This is a genomic window from Mucilaginibacter sp. 5C4 (assembly GCF_034345625.1).
GTDB lineage: Bacteria > Bacteroidota > Bacteroidia > Sphingobacteriales > Sphingobacteriaceae > Mucilaginibacter > Mucilaginibacter aurantiaciroseus.
This window is the reverse complement of record NZ_CP133775.1, coordinates 2,612,368-2,627,540: the sequence shown is the minus strand read 5'-3', so window position 1 is coordinate 2,627,540 and position 15,173 is coordinate 2,612,368. Positions and strand designations below refer to the sequence as shown.

The following is a 15,173-nucleotide window of genomic DNA, read 5'->3' as shown; positions in this document are numbered from 1 at the left end:
ATTTTAATCCGTATAAAGGTGCAATAGACGAGAGTTTATAGGCATAGAAGCATTTAGATTTGCAACATTTCGGTTACTTGGGTGGTCTGTATTAATTGGTTTTGAATAGTGATTGATGGGTAAAAGTTTTACTAAACGTTTATTTCTTGTTATATTTTACCTATTGGTAATAGGTACAGCTTCGGCACAAACTATTACTGTGGGTGCTGTTGACCCGGGGCCATACGGGCAGGGATCGAGCATTAGCGTACCATTCAATGTAACCGGGTGCATTACTGCTTCATCTAATGTTTATACCCTTCAATTATCTGACGCCGCGGGCAACTTTGGTTCACCTACTAATATTGGTACGTATACCGGGTTTTATGCCACATTTGTAAATGGTGTTATTCCTAATTCGGTAACTGCCAGTGCAAACTATAAGGTTCGTGTTGTTTCAAGTATCCCTGTTTTGTTAAGTTCTGTATCTGCATCATTTACAATAAATGCAGTTGCAGGTATAAAATCAGGTGCATCCTCAAATCAGATAAACCCGGCTATAGACCCCGAAGTTTTTGGATTTTGTAATGGAGCAAACCGTAATTATATTTTTACTAATACATCTGATGGCGGAAACCCGGCAACAGCTACTTTTTTTAACGAACTAACTCAAGCCAGCGAGGGTACTATTCCTATAAATGGAACATTTGCAGCGAAAACAGCTAACTACACAGTTACCGTAAAAACTATTCTTGCGGGCATTGTAGGTACAAAATCATATCAGTTGATAAATAACGTAGCCAATAACAGCTTTACCATTACCGGTAACGGCAGTGTGTGTTTGGGAGCCGGTAATGTACTCGAATACAATGTTGTCATCACAGGTAATAATGGGATCCAAAACAATTATCCGGGCTTACGTTATAATATTAAATGGGGCGATAACTCGACGAGCACTTACACCCTTTGCGAGATTGTAGCTGCAAATGGTAAGGTTGGACATGCTTATACATCATCATCATGTGGTAATGTGGCAAATAACCAAAAAAATGTTTTCCAGATAGATATACAACCTACAAGCCCTTATTGTACAAATATCACCCAACCTGTAACTACTTATGCCAAAGTTTTAGCGCAACCACAAAATAGGTTTGTTGCCCCTATTGCAGCGTGTTTAGGCAGCCCAGTAATATTCACCAATAACTCGGTGCCTGGTGATGACCCTAACAGCACCACTACCGATTGCAGGAACATTGCTGCAACTTACACATGGCTGGTAGATGGCGTAATCATTGCAACCGGCAGGCCATTTTCAACTCCGTTTGTATATACTTTTACAAGCAGCGGCAATCACGATGTAACGCTTAGGTTCGAGAATAATAACGGTTTATGTGATGCTAATGACCTCACTAAGCAGGTTTGTGTCCAGAAGTCACCAACGCCAAATTTCACCATCCCGCTAACATACTGCCTTGCTACCGGCCCGTTAACGCCGGTGAATACATCTGTTGTTGATGAAGTTTGTAATACAAACACAACTTACACCTGGAACCTGGTTGGTGGCCCCGCTACCGGGGTTAGCTTTACCGCTAATGCCAAAACACCTAATTTTAATTTTACCCAGATTGGTGTTTACAAGTTTAGGCTTGATATAACCACCCTTAGCTGCGGAACGGTTACCGGTCCTACTCAAACCATTGTAGTTAACGATGCCCCCACGGCAGTTTTATCACCAGATGCCAACCAGTGCGGTAAAGGCGTAACCTTAAGTTTTGACCCCACAGCCGGGTCTACCAAAGCAACTTTAACCGGCACTGCCCAGCCTTCAGCCACAACTTATGTATGGACAGTTACAAGCGCAGCCGGTGGTACTTTTGCTTTTGCAAACGGCACTACAGCAAATAGCCAATATCCAAGCATCACCTTTAACGATTACGATGTATATACGGTTACTGCAACACATACCAATGGTTGCGGCGCCCCGGCGAGCAATTCACAAAAGCTAACTTTTGTAGCCGCGCCAACTGTATCGGCCGGGCCTCCTCAAAATAATATCTGTGAGGGCACCCCTGTAATTTTAACCGGCACACCAGGAGTTGGCGGACTGGTAACGGCTGTTAAATGGACAAGCCCGACCGGGGGAGTTTTCTCATCACCAAATTCGCCAAATACAACTTACACCCCAAACATCGCCGATATAAATGCAGGGCAGGTGCTATTAACTTATACAGCAACTACATCGCTTGCAAATCCTTGTAATCAAATAACAAGTACGGTATTAATTACCCTTGTTAAAAAAGCCACAGTAACCAGTGTAAATACACAATCGGTTTGTAGCGGGGCGCAATTCACTTATAATATTACGTCGGCTAACCCGACAACAACTTTCAGCTGGGCGGCATCCTTAACATCTGGTACAGCAAGCGGCTTTAACGCAACAGGCAGCGGTGCTACCATAAATGACATTATTACCAATAATACCAATGCCAACGCGGTTGTAACGTACACCATTACGCCAACGCTTAATGGTTGCCCGGGTACGCCATTCCAGTTAACACTTACGGTTGGGCCACTGTCAATAGTTACCGCAACTGCAGTTAGCACCGAGATCTGCAGCAACCAGCCGGCAAATATTTCACTTTCCGGTAGCATCCCGGGTACAACTTACACCTGGAAAAGTACTGCTGATACGGGCATTACCGGGAACATTGACCAGACAATACCTTTTTCGGCGACAAGTATACAAGATGTATTGGTTAACAATTCTGCATTACCTGGCACGGTTACTTATACAATTACACCCTACAACGGAACTTGCCCGGGTGTATCCAAGCAAGTGGTTATAACTGTAAAACCATTACCAAAACCATCATTGCCCGGCCCCGATGACCGTATTTGTGCGCAAACTTTTTACAAATTCAATGCTAACGACCCATCACCCGGGATGGGTAAATGGCGGTTAACCTCGCCTCAAACAGGGGTTACATTTGATGATGATACAAAACCAAATACAACTGCGCGGGGCTTAGTACCGGGCCAAACCTATACCTTCGGCTGGGCTATCACAGCTGCCGCTACCTGCCCGTCAAATGAAGCTTTTGTAACGATAACAAATGATTTGCAAACCGTGCCGGGTATAACTACCGGTGCAACGGCTGTATGTGCAGGAAGTAACAGTGGTACTGTTCTTTTACAGGGATATGTGGGTAATATTTTAAGATGGGAACAGTCGATAGATGGGGGTGTAAATTGGACAACAACTAATCCTAATAACACAGCATCTACCCAAACTTATTCAAATTTAACGCGAACCACACAATACAGGGCTATAGTGCAAAGCGGTTTATGTGTGCCCCCACTTGCATCAACTGCAACTACTATTACAGTAAACCAACCGCCTGTAATGCCCGATGCCGGCCCGCCTCAAACACCGTGTAATGTAACCTTTGTAAATTTACATGCTAATAGCCCGTTGCCGTTTACTGGTACCTGGATATTAGAAGGCCCACCTATACCGGGTGTAGTAATTGCCGACCCATCAAACCCACAAACAAGGGTTACCGGATTGATAGGTGGTACTAATTACATCTTCCGCTGGACGATAAACGGTGCGCTGCCTTGTAATAGCCCATTTGCTACTGTCACTATTACCGATTTGCCGGATGTACCGCCAAGCTTTACACAAACTAAAACCGAAGACTGCGGTGAGTACGATGTACAATTTACTAATACCTCGCCGCAATACCTGGGAGTAATATTTTTATGGGATTTTGGCGATGGCTCATCTCCGAGTATTGAAATAAGTCCTTTACATCATTTCAAACCAGATCCATCAGGTGCTGATATAAAATATATTGTTAAATTAACCACCACTATAAATTGTACTGCAAGGCCTCCATTTGAAACAGTAATCACAGTTCATCCGGCTACGCCTGCACCAAGTTTTACCCCAAGTACAACAAGTGGTTGCGGTAAATTTTCTGTAACGTTATTAAATACCTCTAAGGCTGCATATAAAAAATACACTTATGTGTTGCGTGATGAAAATGGCGTGCCTATAAAAACAATTCTCGATCCTATAGCAGCGCCCGAGTTTAATATCGTATCACCGGTAAACCCTCAAACTTATACAATAACCATGACCGTAGAGGATTTTTGCGGTAATACGGGGACATTCGGGCCTATACCTATTTCGGTAGCACCGATAGATATTGTTGCTAAGATGTATATCAAAGACAATGTAAAAAAAGGATGTTTCCCATTGCAGCTCGATCTTGTTAATTTATCATCGGGTGGGCAAAGCTTTAGGTTTCACATTAAAAGCACCGATGGTTTAAATACATATAACGATGTCATATTAGGTGGAAACAAACTCTATTCACCCCCAAAACCCGGTATTTATGATATTACCATAATAGCCTCCAGCAGTTCGTGCGGAGTCGGAGAGGTAGAATCGACAGAAATTAACCGCATAGTGGTATATGATGTGCCAACAGCGAATTTTCAACCCGACAAAACAATAGGTAAATGTGATGATCTTGAGTTTACATTTACAAATACCACCGTTTCTGATGCGGCATCGCAGGCAAGCGACCTTTCTTACGATTGGGATTTTGGTGATGGCACAGTACATTCAACCGAATATACTAATGTAAAACACACCTATGCAACACGTAACACGCCGTATACAGTAACATTAACCGTTACCAACCCTAATACCGGTTGTAAAGATGTGAAGGTTTTAAAGGATTGGATAACCGTATTTGCTAAACCCGAAGCAGACTTTACTGCAAGCCCGGGCTTTACTACTGCAATACCTAACTACCGCTTTACGTTTACGGATGCAACTAAATTTAGCAAATCTGTACAATGGAACTGGACCTTCGGCGATGGACAAACAGCTACCGGCCGCAACGTTAGTCATACTTATGGCGACGTAGGTAAATTTGATGTAACATTAAATATTACTGATGAAAACGGTTGTACCAGCACTATTAAACATCAAGTAGAAATTACCGGTATACCCGGCTTTTTATACCTCCCAAATGCATTTCAGCCAAGTAATGGGGCAACAGACCTGCAAAAGTTTACGGCTAAAGGATCGGGCATTGCCAAATGGCAGCTGCAAATATTTAACAATTGGGGCCAGCTAATATGGCAAACCACTACCCTGGGCGGTAACGGGCAACCTGTAGAAGGTTGGGACGGGGCATTTAAAGGCGCGCCTGTGCAGCAGGGCGTTTATATATGGCAGGCTTCAGCCACATTTATTAACGGCACCGAGTGGAAGGGAATGTCGTACAACGGTTCGCTGCCTAAACGGAGCGGCTATATACATTTAATTAGATAAGTGAGCATGATGGGAGCGGCTAAATATTACCTTTTACTTTTAATAGTGGCGTTGCTTTTGTGCTTTACGGCATCGGCACAAGATCATATGTACTCGCAATTTTTTAATTCGCCTATTTACCTTAACCCGGCTTTGAACGGCCAGTTCCAGGGCGATCTGCGCATGAACCTGATTTACCGTAACCAATATACCTCCATACCGGGTGCCCTCTCCTATTTATCTGCCTCTATCGATTATAAAGTACCCGAGTTTGGCGGGGGCCTGGGTTTAATATTTACCCGCAACAGCGAAGGCTCGGCTTATCTAAATAAGAACAATATCGCCGGGATATATTCCTACAGTGTAGGATCCGAAGACTTTGTACTGTCGTTTGGTTTGCAGGCGGGGGTAACCAACCGTTCGGTGGATTTTAGCAAGCTTGCCTTTGGCGACCAGATAGACCCACGCTTAGGTTACGACCCAGGTGTACCTACCGGCGCAGACAGGCCCGAGTTTAATAACAAGTTCTTTTTTGATTCGGGCGCAGGCATCAATTTAACATTAAAAAACTTTAACATAGGCGGTGCAGTACAGCACATTAACCGCCCTAACGAGTCATTTACCGGTACGCCATCAAAATTACCAATGAGAGAAACGTTACATGCCAGTTTTAGATATAACCTCACACGCGATGATAATATGGACGATGATGATAAATCGTACATCATCCCATCGGTAGTATTTTATAAACAGGCGCAGGCGCAATCTATCAGCGCGGGTATGCAATACAAACGCCGCAGTATAAATGTAGGCGCGTGGTACCGCAGCGGCGGTTCGGGCGGGCCAAGCGCATTTGTGGTATCGCTAATTTTTGACCTGTTTATTAATAAAGAAGGTGGCGAAAAAGTACGCTTCGGCGTAAGCCATGATGTACCTGCCGGAGGTTTAAATTACAGCAATACCAGCGGCACAACAGAGGGTAGCATTGGGTATGAAACTACCCTGCCCTCACGGTCTGGCGGCGAACATAAATTTTTTGGCGCAAGCCGTTGTTATGATTTTTATTGATCCATTATTTTTTGCATTTTTATACGATCTAATATCTAATGGCTAAAAATTACCTAAAGGACAAAGTAGTTAAGAAAAAATCGGCTACTAAGGCAGGGTGGTTAATTGTGGTTTTTGTGTTGGTTTTTGCCGCTTTGCTGGCTAAATTCGCATTGTCTGGTACTGTAAACAATTTTAGCGGTTTACCTGACAGCGACCTGGCTTATAACGTTGCCAAGCAATATATACTACCTACAACGCTTTCAAGAAATGTTAACTTTTCAGATTCCAATTATAAATTTGCCAAAAAATCCGACTCGGTTTACGTGATAAAGTCCTTTTACACAATTAAAGACAGCGACGGTGAAAGTTTACGAACCGATTTTACTATCGAACTTAAATACAATGGTGGTGCAGGTGCAAGAAAGGTCAACTGGTCATTAATTAATTTGAACCAGGATAGTAGGTAAAATCAGCATAAAATTTATTGGTATGGAAGCCGAAAACGAATTTGTACTTAGCGGACAGGCCCGCATTGCTCATACGCAATACCAAACTATTGTTACAAGCGATAACCATACGATAATTGCTGATGAGCCCGTGGATATTGGGGGTACAAACACTGGTATGTCTCCATATAATTTATTGCTTGCCAGCCTGGCCAGTTGTACCGCAATAACTTTGCGGATGTATATCAACCGTAAAATGTGGGTAGTGGATGAGATAACAGTTGATCTTGATCTGTTTAAAAATCAAAGCGGGATAACGGTAGAAAGTAAGCTAACTTTTAAAGGTGAACTAAACGATGAACAGCGTAAGCGCTTAATAACAATTGCAGATGCCTGCCCCATCCATAAAATACTGGTTGGCAATATTGCAATAAACACAAGTTTGAAAGAAGCCTAACGTAAGCCTTTAACAAATATATCTATCAGCAGTAGGCGCTTGTTGTGGATCTCTTCTAAATCTTCGCGATGGGGAAAGTTTAATTTTTTTTGTGGAAGCGCGCCACCTACTTTAATGCCGTGTAAGGCATCTAAAAATACCTCCACCACTTCTATTGGGTTAGTTATAGATGCAATATTACCTTTTTCGGTTTCAGATTGTATGGCGTTGGCCAAAAGCTTTATTTCGGCATTCCTGATGTGGCCTACGGTTTCCCAAATGGTATCGGGCAGGTTTTGTTCGTTCAAGCGGAAATAGTCGAAGAAGTTATAGTTATTCACGATAAAATTGTGATGGGTGTTCACCTGAAAAAGAAACGCATCACGCAGGTCATCAAAATGGCCAAACTTATCTTCCAGCTGTTTCAGGTAGTCTGAGGCCAATTTACGCATAACAGCCATGTACAATTCACTCTTATCGGGGAAGTAATAATAAAGCAATGCTTTAGACATGGAAAGATCACCTGCAATTTCGTTCATAGTGGTTTTTGAATAGCCGTAATGAAGAAAACGCTGGTGCGAAGCCTCTAATATTTTTTCGCGTTTTATGTCTTGCTGATCGTTAGCTGCGCTCATTTGTTTAAAGTTGTCCTGACTTTTTTAACAAAAATATCAAATTGCCAGCCAAAACAGCACAATCATTAAAAAAGATGAAATTTACATGAAATTGTTATAGTTGTTTTGCCAGGGCTATACCCGCGCTTATTACAATTGCATCCTCTAAAGCACCAATTGCCGTATCTGGTATCCCTGTGCGTTTGCCAAGGCTTAAGCGTAAAAACATACAGCCAAATGCCGAGCCAATTGCTGCTGCTCCGCCTATTATTGCGCCAATAAAAGGCTGCCTGTGATTAGCTTTAAAAACAATTGCTCCACATAATGCCCCTGACGCAATACGGCCTATTAATCCACCCGCTGCTGTGCGTTTAGGCGCAAATGGCATTTTATCGCCTACCAACTCCCCTGCCCCCAAAACCTTAAAAACTTTTGATGTAGTAATATTCTGCATAAAAGCATAGGGCGTTTTTTTTAAATATTTTGAGGGATGCCGGCTATATACATGACTGAGCACAACAGGTGCCGCAAAGGTACGCATGCCTGCAAGTACACCAAGTGCTGCTGCCTGGCCAAATGCCCTTATATGTTTAAGGTCCATAGTTTATTTATTTTTATGATAGATGTGCAATAACCATTCCTAAATATAAATCACCCATTAAGTGTAGTTTAAGTTAAAAAATGCGAATCAATAATTAAAAAAGGTTGTTAATAATCTTAACAAAACTAACTAAACATGAAACTACACGAAGATAATTCATTGGGCGCATTAGGTGCCGCCATAGGTAAAGGCCTGCTGGCCGGTATTGCCGCTACCGCCGCCATGACGCTATCACAGATGATAGAAATGAAAATCACCAAACGCGAACCCAGCAATGCAACTGTTAAAGTAGCTGAAGACACAGCAGGCATTAAACCGGCAACTAAGGAAGACGAGCAAAAATTATCGCAGGAACTGCACTGGAGTTACGGCACTGCCTGGGGAGTTGCCCGCGGTATAATTGGTTTAACAGGTTTAAAAGGCCTGCCTGCTACATTGGTACACTTTGGTGCGGTATGGGGGACGGCTTTGATTATGCTGCCTAAGCACAATGCCGCCAAACCAATTAACGAACAAAAACCACAGGAAATAGCTATTGATGTTTTACACCATGGCGTATATGCTATAACCGCCGGACTGGTTTATGACGCACTTGACGCCGGCAGCAGGCGTGAACGAAAAGTAAGGAAAATATTAGCTTCCTTAAAAGGCCTTAAATACTGTTTAAAGTAATAAACGTATATAACAAAAGGGCCGCATAGTTAAACTATACGGCCCTTTGCATTTATTGATGTTTTGAATTATGCTTCGGTTATTTCCATTTTTGGTTTTTCAACTTTATCTTTTTTATTACCAAAGAAGTAGTTTTTCATGTTTACACGAATGATGTACATACATGGAACCAGGATCAGGGTAATTACAGTTGCAAAACCAAGGCCGAAGATCATTGTCCATGCTAACGGGCCCCAGAAGGCTACGTTGTCACCACCAAAGTGAATGTGTGGTTTACCATGCGTAAACAGACCCACAAAATCGATATTGAAACCTACAGCCAATGGTATCAAACCAAGTATAGCTGCTGTCGCGGTTAATAATACAGGCGTCATACGTGTATGGCCTGCTTCTACAACTGCATCGTGCAGGTTAGCGCCCTGTTCTATCAGCATATCGGTAAATTCTACCAGTAATATACCGTTTCGCACCACTACACCCGCAAGGGCTATGATCCCTACACCTGTCATTACGATGGCCATGGTCATACCAAATATTGCCGTGCCCAGTAATACACCAATAATACTGAACAGGATCTCGCTAATAATGATGAACGTTTTACCTACTGAGTTAAACTGGATCATCAGGATAATTAGGATCAAACCGAATGATGTTGCCATTGCACCTACGAGAAATGTTACTGCCTCCTTCTGATCTTCCTGACCACCACCCTGTCGGATTATAATATCGTCAGATTTTTTGAAATTGCCTATCGCTTTCAAAATACTGGCGTTTACATCATTGGCGTTATATGGTTTTATAACACTCGAACCCAGGGTTAATACCCTCCGTTGTTGTTTACGCTTAATGTTACTATAGGTATTAGTATACCTAACATCTGTAAAGGCTGATATAGGCACCTGGCGTATTGCACCACCGGTAGCTAAATCGCGATAAGTGATCTTTAAGTTTCGCAACTCATCAATATTACCACGTTGCTGCTCGTTGGCCCTAACCATTATTTTGTAATCATCCTCTTTAGTGTTACGGTAATCGCCCGCCTTTTTACCAAATATCGAAGTGAATAATGCGTCGGTTATTTGCCCGCTGTTTATACCCTCGCGGTTTGCACGCTCGCGGTTTACATCAAACACAATTTCCGGTTTGTCATTCTGCACATCGGCAACAAGGTTCTCAATACCGGCAATGTTTTGTTTTGCCAAGTAAGCTTTTAAACGATTACTTGTTTTCACTAACGAATCCAGGTTATCACCTATCAACTCGATACTGATATCTTTTTGAACCGGCGGCCCGCTGTTTTCTTGTGCTACAGATATTTTGGCGCCTGGTACACCTTGTACCGAACTGCGGATCTTCTTCAAGATCTCTTTAGTATCCTTACCCTCGCGTTTACCAAACTCAACAAAAGCAACCGTGATCTTACCCTTGTTCTGGTAATCGCCCTGGTCTTCATCGGTTGGGTCTGTTACGCCTTTGGTAACGTTTGATATAATTGACGATACAACGTTTTTATCGCCTTCTACCACCTTAGCAACGCGTTTTTCAAGCTGTTTGGTTACTTCGTTTGTAGTAGCTTGGTCTGTACCAATAGGCATAGTGATGTATACGTATGCAAAGTTTGGATCGCCGGCCGGGAAAAACTCGGGCGTTTTACCTATTGTGGCTGTTAATACAATTGCAATAGCAAATAATATAAACGTGCCAAATAGCATAATACCCGGCCGTTTTACAGCTTTTTCTAATAATCTGGCATACCAATTTTGGAAACGTGGCCAAATGTTTGACTGGAACTTGTCTATCACCTTTAGCAGGAAAAAGTGGTTTATCAGGTACAACACAATAATTAGCGCCATAAAATTACCAATACCAAAATTGATAAGGTAGCCAATTACAGTTGCACCGGCCAGGTAAATCAAAGCACGTTTGGTAGGTTTATCAAGTTTTGGATTATCGTGCTCTCCTTCTACATGGGGTTTCATAAAATCAACCGCAAATACCGGGTTCATGATATACGCTACAACCAATGAGGCCAATAATGTTATAATTAGCGTGATAGGCAGGAAGAACATAAAGTGCCCTATCAAACTGTTCCAGAAAGCCAATGGCACAAATGGCGCAAGGGTTGTCATGGTACCGGAAAATACTGGCAGGAATACCTCACCCGCAGCTATTTTAGCAGCCTCTTTAATAGGTACTTTTCCGTTAGCGAAAATACGGTGCGTGTTTTCTATTACCACAATGGCATCATCCACCACAATACCTAATGCTAACAAGAACGAGAAGAGCACGATCATATTAAGTGTAAAGCCTATTGCAGGCATTATCAGGAAGGCGATAAAACATGATAACGGTACCGATAGCGCCACAAATATGGCGTTGGTAGTCCCCATGAAAAACATCAGGATAACCGTTACCAGTATAAAACCAATTATGATGGTATTGATCAGGTCATTAAGGGTTGTTCGGGTTTTATCAGACTGATCTCCCGTTACAGTAATATTTAAACCTTTAGGGAAAACTGTTTTTTGTTTAACCTTTATCAGCTCGTTTATCTTGTCTGATGCCTCAATAAGGTTTTCACCGGCCCTTTTACTAACGTTTAGTGTAATTACATTTTTAAACACATTGCTGTTAGGCGTCTTTAAACGCGCGTAACTTTCCTGCTCTAAAAACGCGTCTTTAATTTCCGCGATATCTCTTAAGTAAACTGCCTGGCCTTTTGGGTTACGAATAACCATTGCAGATACTTCGTCAGCATTTTTAAAATCCTGTTTAATATCAATGCTCCTGCGAATACCGTCCGTTTTAATAGTACCTGCAGATGATAAAATGTTTTCGTTACCAATAGCATCGGTAATATCCCTGAATGACAATTGCGCGGCTGTCATCTTATTCAAGTCTACATTTATCTGAATTTCGGGTGTCAAAGCACCAACCTCATCAACTTTCGAAATTTCTTTGTATCCTTCTATTTCATCTTTTAACAGATCGGCATATTCCTTTAGTTTCTTAAGATCATAATCACCAGAGATGTTGATATACAGGATCGGAAGATCGGCAACGTTAATGTCGGATATTACCGATTCTTTTAAGTTGACATCGCCCTGCGGCAAATCTTGTTTGGCTTTATCAACAGCATCTTTTACGTCTATTTTAGCATCCTTAATTTTTATATTAGCCTGGAACTCCGCCGTAATAATAGATACATTTTGCACTGAGTTTGAAGTAACCTTCTTTAACCCCTTTAACGATTTTAATTGTTTTTCGAGTTGCCTGGTTACTAAATTTTCTACGTTTTGCGCGGATTGGCCACCCCAGGCTGTTGTAACAAACACTTTAGATTGCGCAATATCAGGGAAATTCTCTTTTGGTAAGCTGTTGTAGCTTATAAGCCCTAATACTGTGATCAAAAATATGAGCACGTATATGGCGGTTTTATTATCGATGGCCCAGCTTGAGGGGCCAAATTCTTTTTTAAGATCTTTCATATATGTAATAGATCAAGGTTATTAATTAATTAGCAGGCTGTAAAACCTTTATTTTATCGCCATCTTCAATATCAGCAGCACCCTCTGTAACTAACTGCTCACCTGCTTTTAAGCCCGATAATATTTCTGACTGGCCGCCGTAGGTTACGCCAACTTTAACAGTTTTACGTTTAGCTATTCCATTCTCGTTAACATATACATAATCACCATTCTCTGAGCGTTGTACCGCTTTAACAGGGATAGAAATAGTATTAGCTTTCGAGTAATCGGCTATCTTGATAATAGCTGTCATATTTGGGCGAAGCGTTTTACGGGCCGGCAATTTGATCTCTACCGCGAAACTACGTGATGTTGGGTCGATAGCTTTGGCTGCAAATGTTACCTTGGTTTTTAACGAGTCTTTAGCATCAGGTACTAAAATCAAAACTTCGTTACCTGTGCCTACACTACCTGCATAGCTTTCAGGTACGTCAGCTTTCACTTTCAAAACATCGGCGTTAACAATACGGATTCCATTTGTACCCGGTTGGGTAACCTGGCCCAATTTAAGGTCCATTTGGTCAATAGTGCCATTTATTGGCGATACAATGCGGTATAAATTTGCCTGCTGGCGTAAACCCGATAAAGCTTTTTTACTTGCCTGCAGGTTAGTTTTCGCTTGTAAGAATTGCACCTCGGTACCAATTTTTTGATCCCAAAGATTTTTTTGGCGGCTATACAACTGCTGGTTCAGCTCTACCTGCGCTTGTGATTGTGCAATGTTTTGTTGCAATACGCTATTATCTAACTGAACAAGTACCTGGCCTTTGTTTACATGCTGGCCGGGTTTTACATAAATATTGGTAATAGTACCTGCCGATTGCGGATACGCGGTAACGTTATTCTGCGCATCAATTTTACCCTGTATTTGTACGTAGTTTGTAAATGCCCCGCTTTTTACTTCGGCAACGCTTACTTCAACGGCCTTTGTAGAATCGCCGGTACCAACCTCGCTTTGCAGCTTGGTTATTTTAGCGTTAATGTCCTGCTGCTGTTTTTGCAGGTCGGCCAGCTCGGCTTTTTTATCTTTTGGTTTGCTTGAGCATGCTGCCAGTAACAACAATGCGGGTATGTATATTAACTTTTTCATTTGAGTGATTATATATGTGTAGTTTAAGTTTGTTTTATTGAATATTTCCGTAGGCCCTGTCAAGATCTACCCTACTTACTAAGGCATCGTAAAGGCTTTGTACAAATGAGTTATCGGCATTTTCAAGGGCGGTTTGAGCCTGTGTTACCTCTATGCTTGAGCCAACCCCCTGCTGGTACTTAATCTTCGAAACTCTTAAAACATCCCTTGCCAATTCCTGGTTTCGTTTTTGGTTATTTAAAGATTGTAAACTGTTCATGTAAATTATTTTAGCCTGTGCTGCTTGCAGGTTTAATCCATTACGCAATCCGGCTAAGCTATTTTTACCTTTTAAAAGTGTGATTTCTGATTGCCTTACCCTGTTTGTGCGCTGGCCACCGCTAAAAATTGGTACGTTTAAAGTAAGGCCTATATAGCTTGACGGGAAACTGGTGCTGTACAGGTCTTTAAAGTTATTATTTTGATAAGATGCCGTATATGCGGCGTTAGCTTTTAACGTTGGCAAAAATTGGGCTTTGGTACGTTTCAGATCAAATTCGGTAAGTTTAAGATTCGTTTCAAAAAACTTGTACTCTATCCTGTTTTTATATGCTGCGGTATCTGCAACAGTTTCAACAATATTTTCGTCGAGCTTAATAGCATTTAAACCATTTTTTAAGGTAAGGCCATTTTCAATTGGCATACCTATCTGGAATTTCAACAATTGATAGTTAAGTGCCAGCAGGCGTAATGTATTTTCGCGATTGGTAATAAGGTTATTGTATTGTACAGCAATACGGTCAACATCAATCTTTTCAACAAACCCTTGCTTATTTTGGGCAGTTGTTTGGTCAACCTGTTGTTTTAGCTGCGCTATATTAGCATCTAATAATTTAATTTGCTCGTTGCTTACCAATACCTGGTAATAAGCTTTAGTAACCTTTGTAGTAACATCAATTTTTGAACTGGTATAACCGCGGCTATATAATTCTTTGTAAGTTTTGCGCCCTTGTAAGCCAATAATATAACTTGGGTCAAATAAGAGCTGGCTAACATTTACGCCCAGGTTAGATTGATATTTAACACCAAACTTTACAGGAATAAAGGTACCGGCCGGGGCTCCAAAAAATTCGCCGGGTAACAATGTGGTGGGTATCTTTAAGTAATCCTGAAAAGAAGCGGTACCATCAATCTGTGGAAAACCCTGGCCGATGATTTCTTTAATACGGTAATCGGCGCTTTTTACATCAAGCCCGGCGTTTACAACCGAGTCTTTATGGGCAATAGCGTAGTCTACAGCTTCCTGTACCGAAAAGCTATAGGTTTGCGGGGGTGTCTGCATTTGCGCGAACCCTGGTAAGGCCCCCGTTACACAGATTAGTAGGGTGAGTATTCGTTTCATTTGTGAGTGATATATGATAGATTATTTTTTTGTTTCCAGGTATAGTTA

10 protein-coding genes are annotated in these 15,173 nt (G+C 41.8%); 5 read left to right on the top strand and 5 right to left on the bottom strand.

Annotated elements, in window-relative coordinates:
- Positions 1–115 precede the first annotated feature (115 nt).
- The 4 genes from RHM67_RS12340 to RHM67_RS12325 are packed head-to-tail and all read left to right on the top strand — an operon-like array spanning position 116 to position 7,261.
- Positions 116–5,329: a PKD domain-containing protein gene (locus RHM67_RS12340; RefSeq protein WP_322227052.1), complete on the top strand. Its 5,214-nt coding sequence runs from the start codon at positions 116–118 to the stop codon at positions 5,327–5,329.
- 6 nt (positions 5,330–5,335) lie between these two features.
- Positions 5,336–6,376, top strand: coding sequence for a PorP/SprF family type IX secretion system membrane protein (locus RHM67_RS12335; RefSeq protein WP_322227051.1), 1,041 nt, complete (start codon positions 5,336–5,338; stop codon positions 6,374–6,376).
- Positions 6,377–6,414: 38 nt separating this feature from the next.
- Complete coding sequence (locus RHM67_RS12330) at positions 6,415–6,825, top strand: hypothetical protein (RefSeq protein ID WP_322227050.1); 411 nt, start codon at positions 6,415–6,417, stop codon at positions 6,823–6,825.
- Between the two features lie 22 nt (positions 6,826–6,847).
- A complete protein-coding gene (locus RHM67_RS12325; RefSeq protein WP_322227049.1) occupies positions 6,848–7,261 on the top strand; it encodes an OsmC family protein in 414 nt (137 codons plus the stop codon).
- On the opposite strand, the gene RHM67_RS12320 is transcribed toward RHM67_RS12325, so the two are convergent.
- Both RHM67_RS12320 and RHM67_RS12315 read right to left on the bottom strand, forming a co-directional pair.
- Positions 7,258–7,875: a TetR/AcrR family transcriptional regulator gene (locus RHM67_RS12320; RefSeq protein WP_322227048.1), complete on the bottom strand. Its 618-nt coding sequence runs from the start codon at positions 7,873–7,875 to the stop codon at positions 7,258–7,260. The genes RHM67_RS12325 and RHM67_RS12320 overlap by 4 nt on opposite strands.
- Before the next feature lie 94 nt (positions 7,876–7,969).
- Positions 7,970–8,455, bottom strand: coding sequence for a DUF4126 family protein (locus RHM67_RS12315; protein WP_322227047.1), 486 nt, complete (start codon positions 8,453–8,455; stop codon positions 7,970–7,972).
- Between the two features lie 135 nt (positions 8,456–8,590).
- Between RHM67_RS12315 and RHM67_RS12310 the strand changes: the two genes are divergently transcribed.
- On the top strand, positions 8,591–9,127 hold the full coding sequence (locus RHM67_RS12310; protein WP_322227046.1) for a hypothetical protein: 537 nt from the start codon (positions 8,591–8,593) through the stop codon (positions 9,125–9,127).
- 68 nt (positions 9,128–9,195) lie between these two features.
- Here the strand turns inward: RHM67_RS12310 and RHM67_RS12305 are convergent, their stop codons facing one another.
- Genes RHM67_RS12305 through RHM67_RS12295 form a run of 3 tightly spaced genes read right to left on the bottom strand, consistent with a single transcriptional unit; the run spans position 9,196 to position 15,125 of the window.
- A complete protein-coding gene (locus RHM67_RS12305; RefSeq protein WP_322227045.1) occupies positions 9,196–12,615 on the bottom strand; it encodes an efflux RND transporter permease subunit in 3,420 nt (1,139 codons plus the stop codon).
- A gap of 25 nt (positions 12,616–12,640) precedes the next feature.
- Positions 12,641–13,744: an efflux RND transporter periplasmic adaptor subunit gene (locus RHM67_RS12300; protein WP_322227044.1), complete on the bottom strand. Its 1,104-nt coding sequence runs from the start codon at positions 13,742–13,744 to the stop codon at positions 12,641–12,643.
- A gap of 34 nt (positions 13,745–13,778) precedes the next feature.
- Positions 13,779–15,125 carry a TolC family protein gene (locus RHM67_RS12295; RefSeq protein WP_322227043.1) on the bottom strand — a complete coding sequence of 449 codons (1,347 nt, stop codon included), beginning with the start codon at positions 15,123–15,125 and terminating at the stop codon, positions 13,779–13,781.
- Positions 15,126–15,173 lie beyond the last annotated feature (48 nt).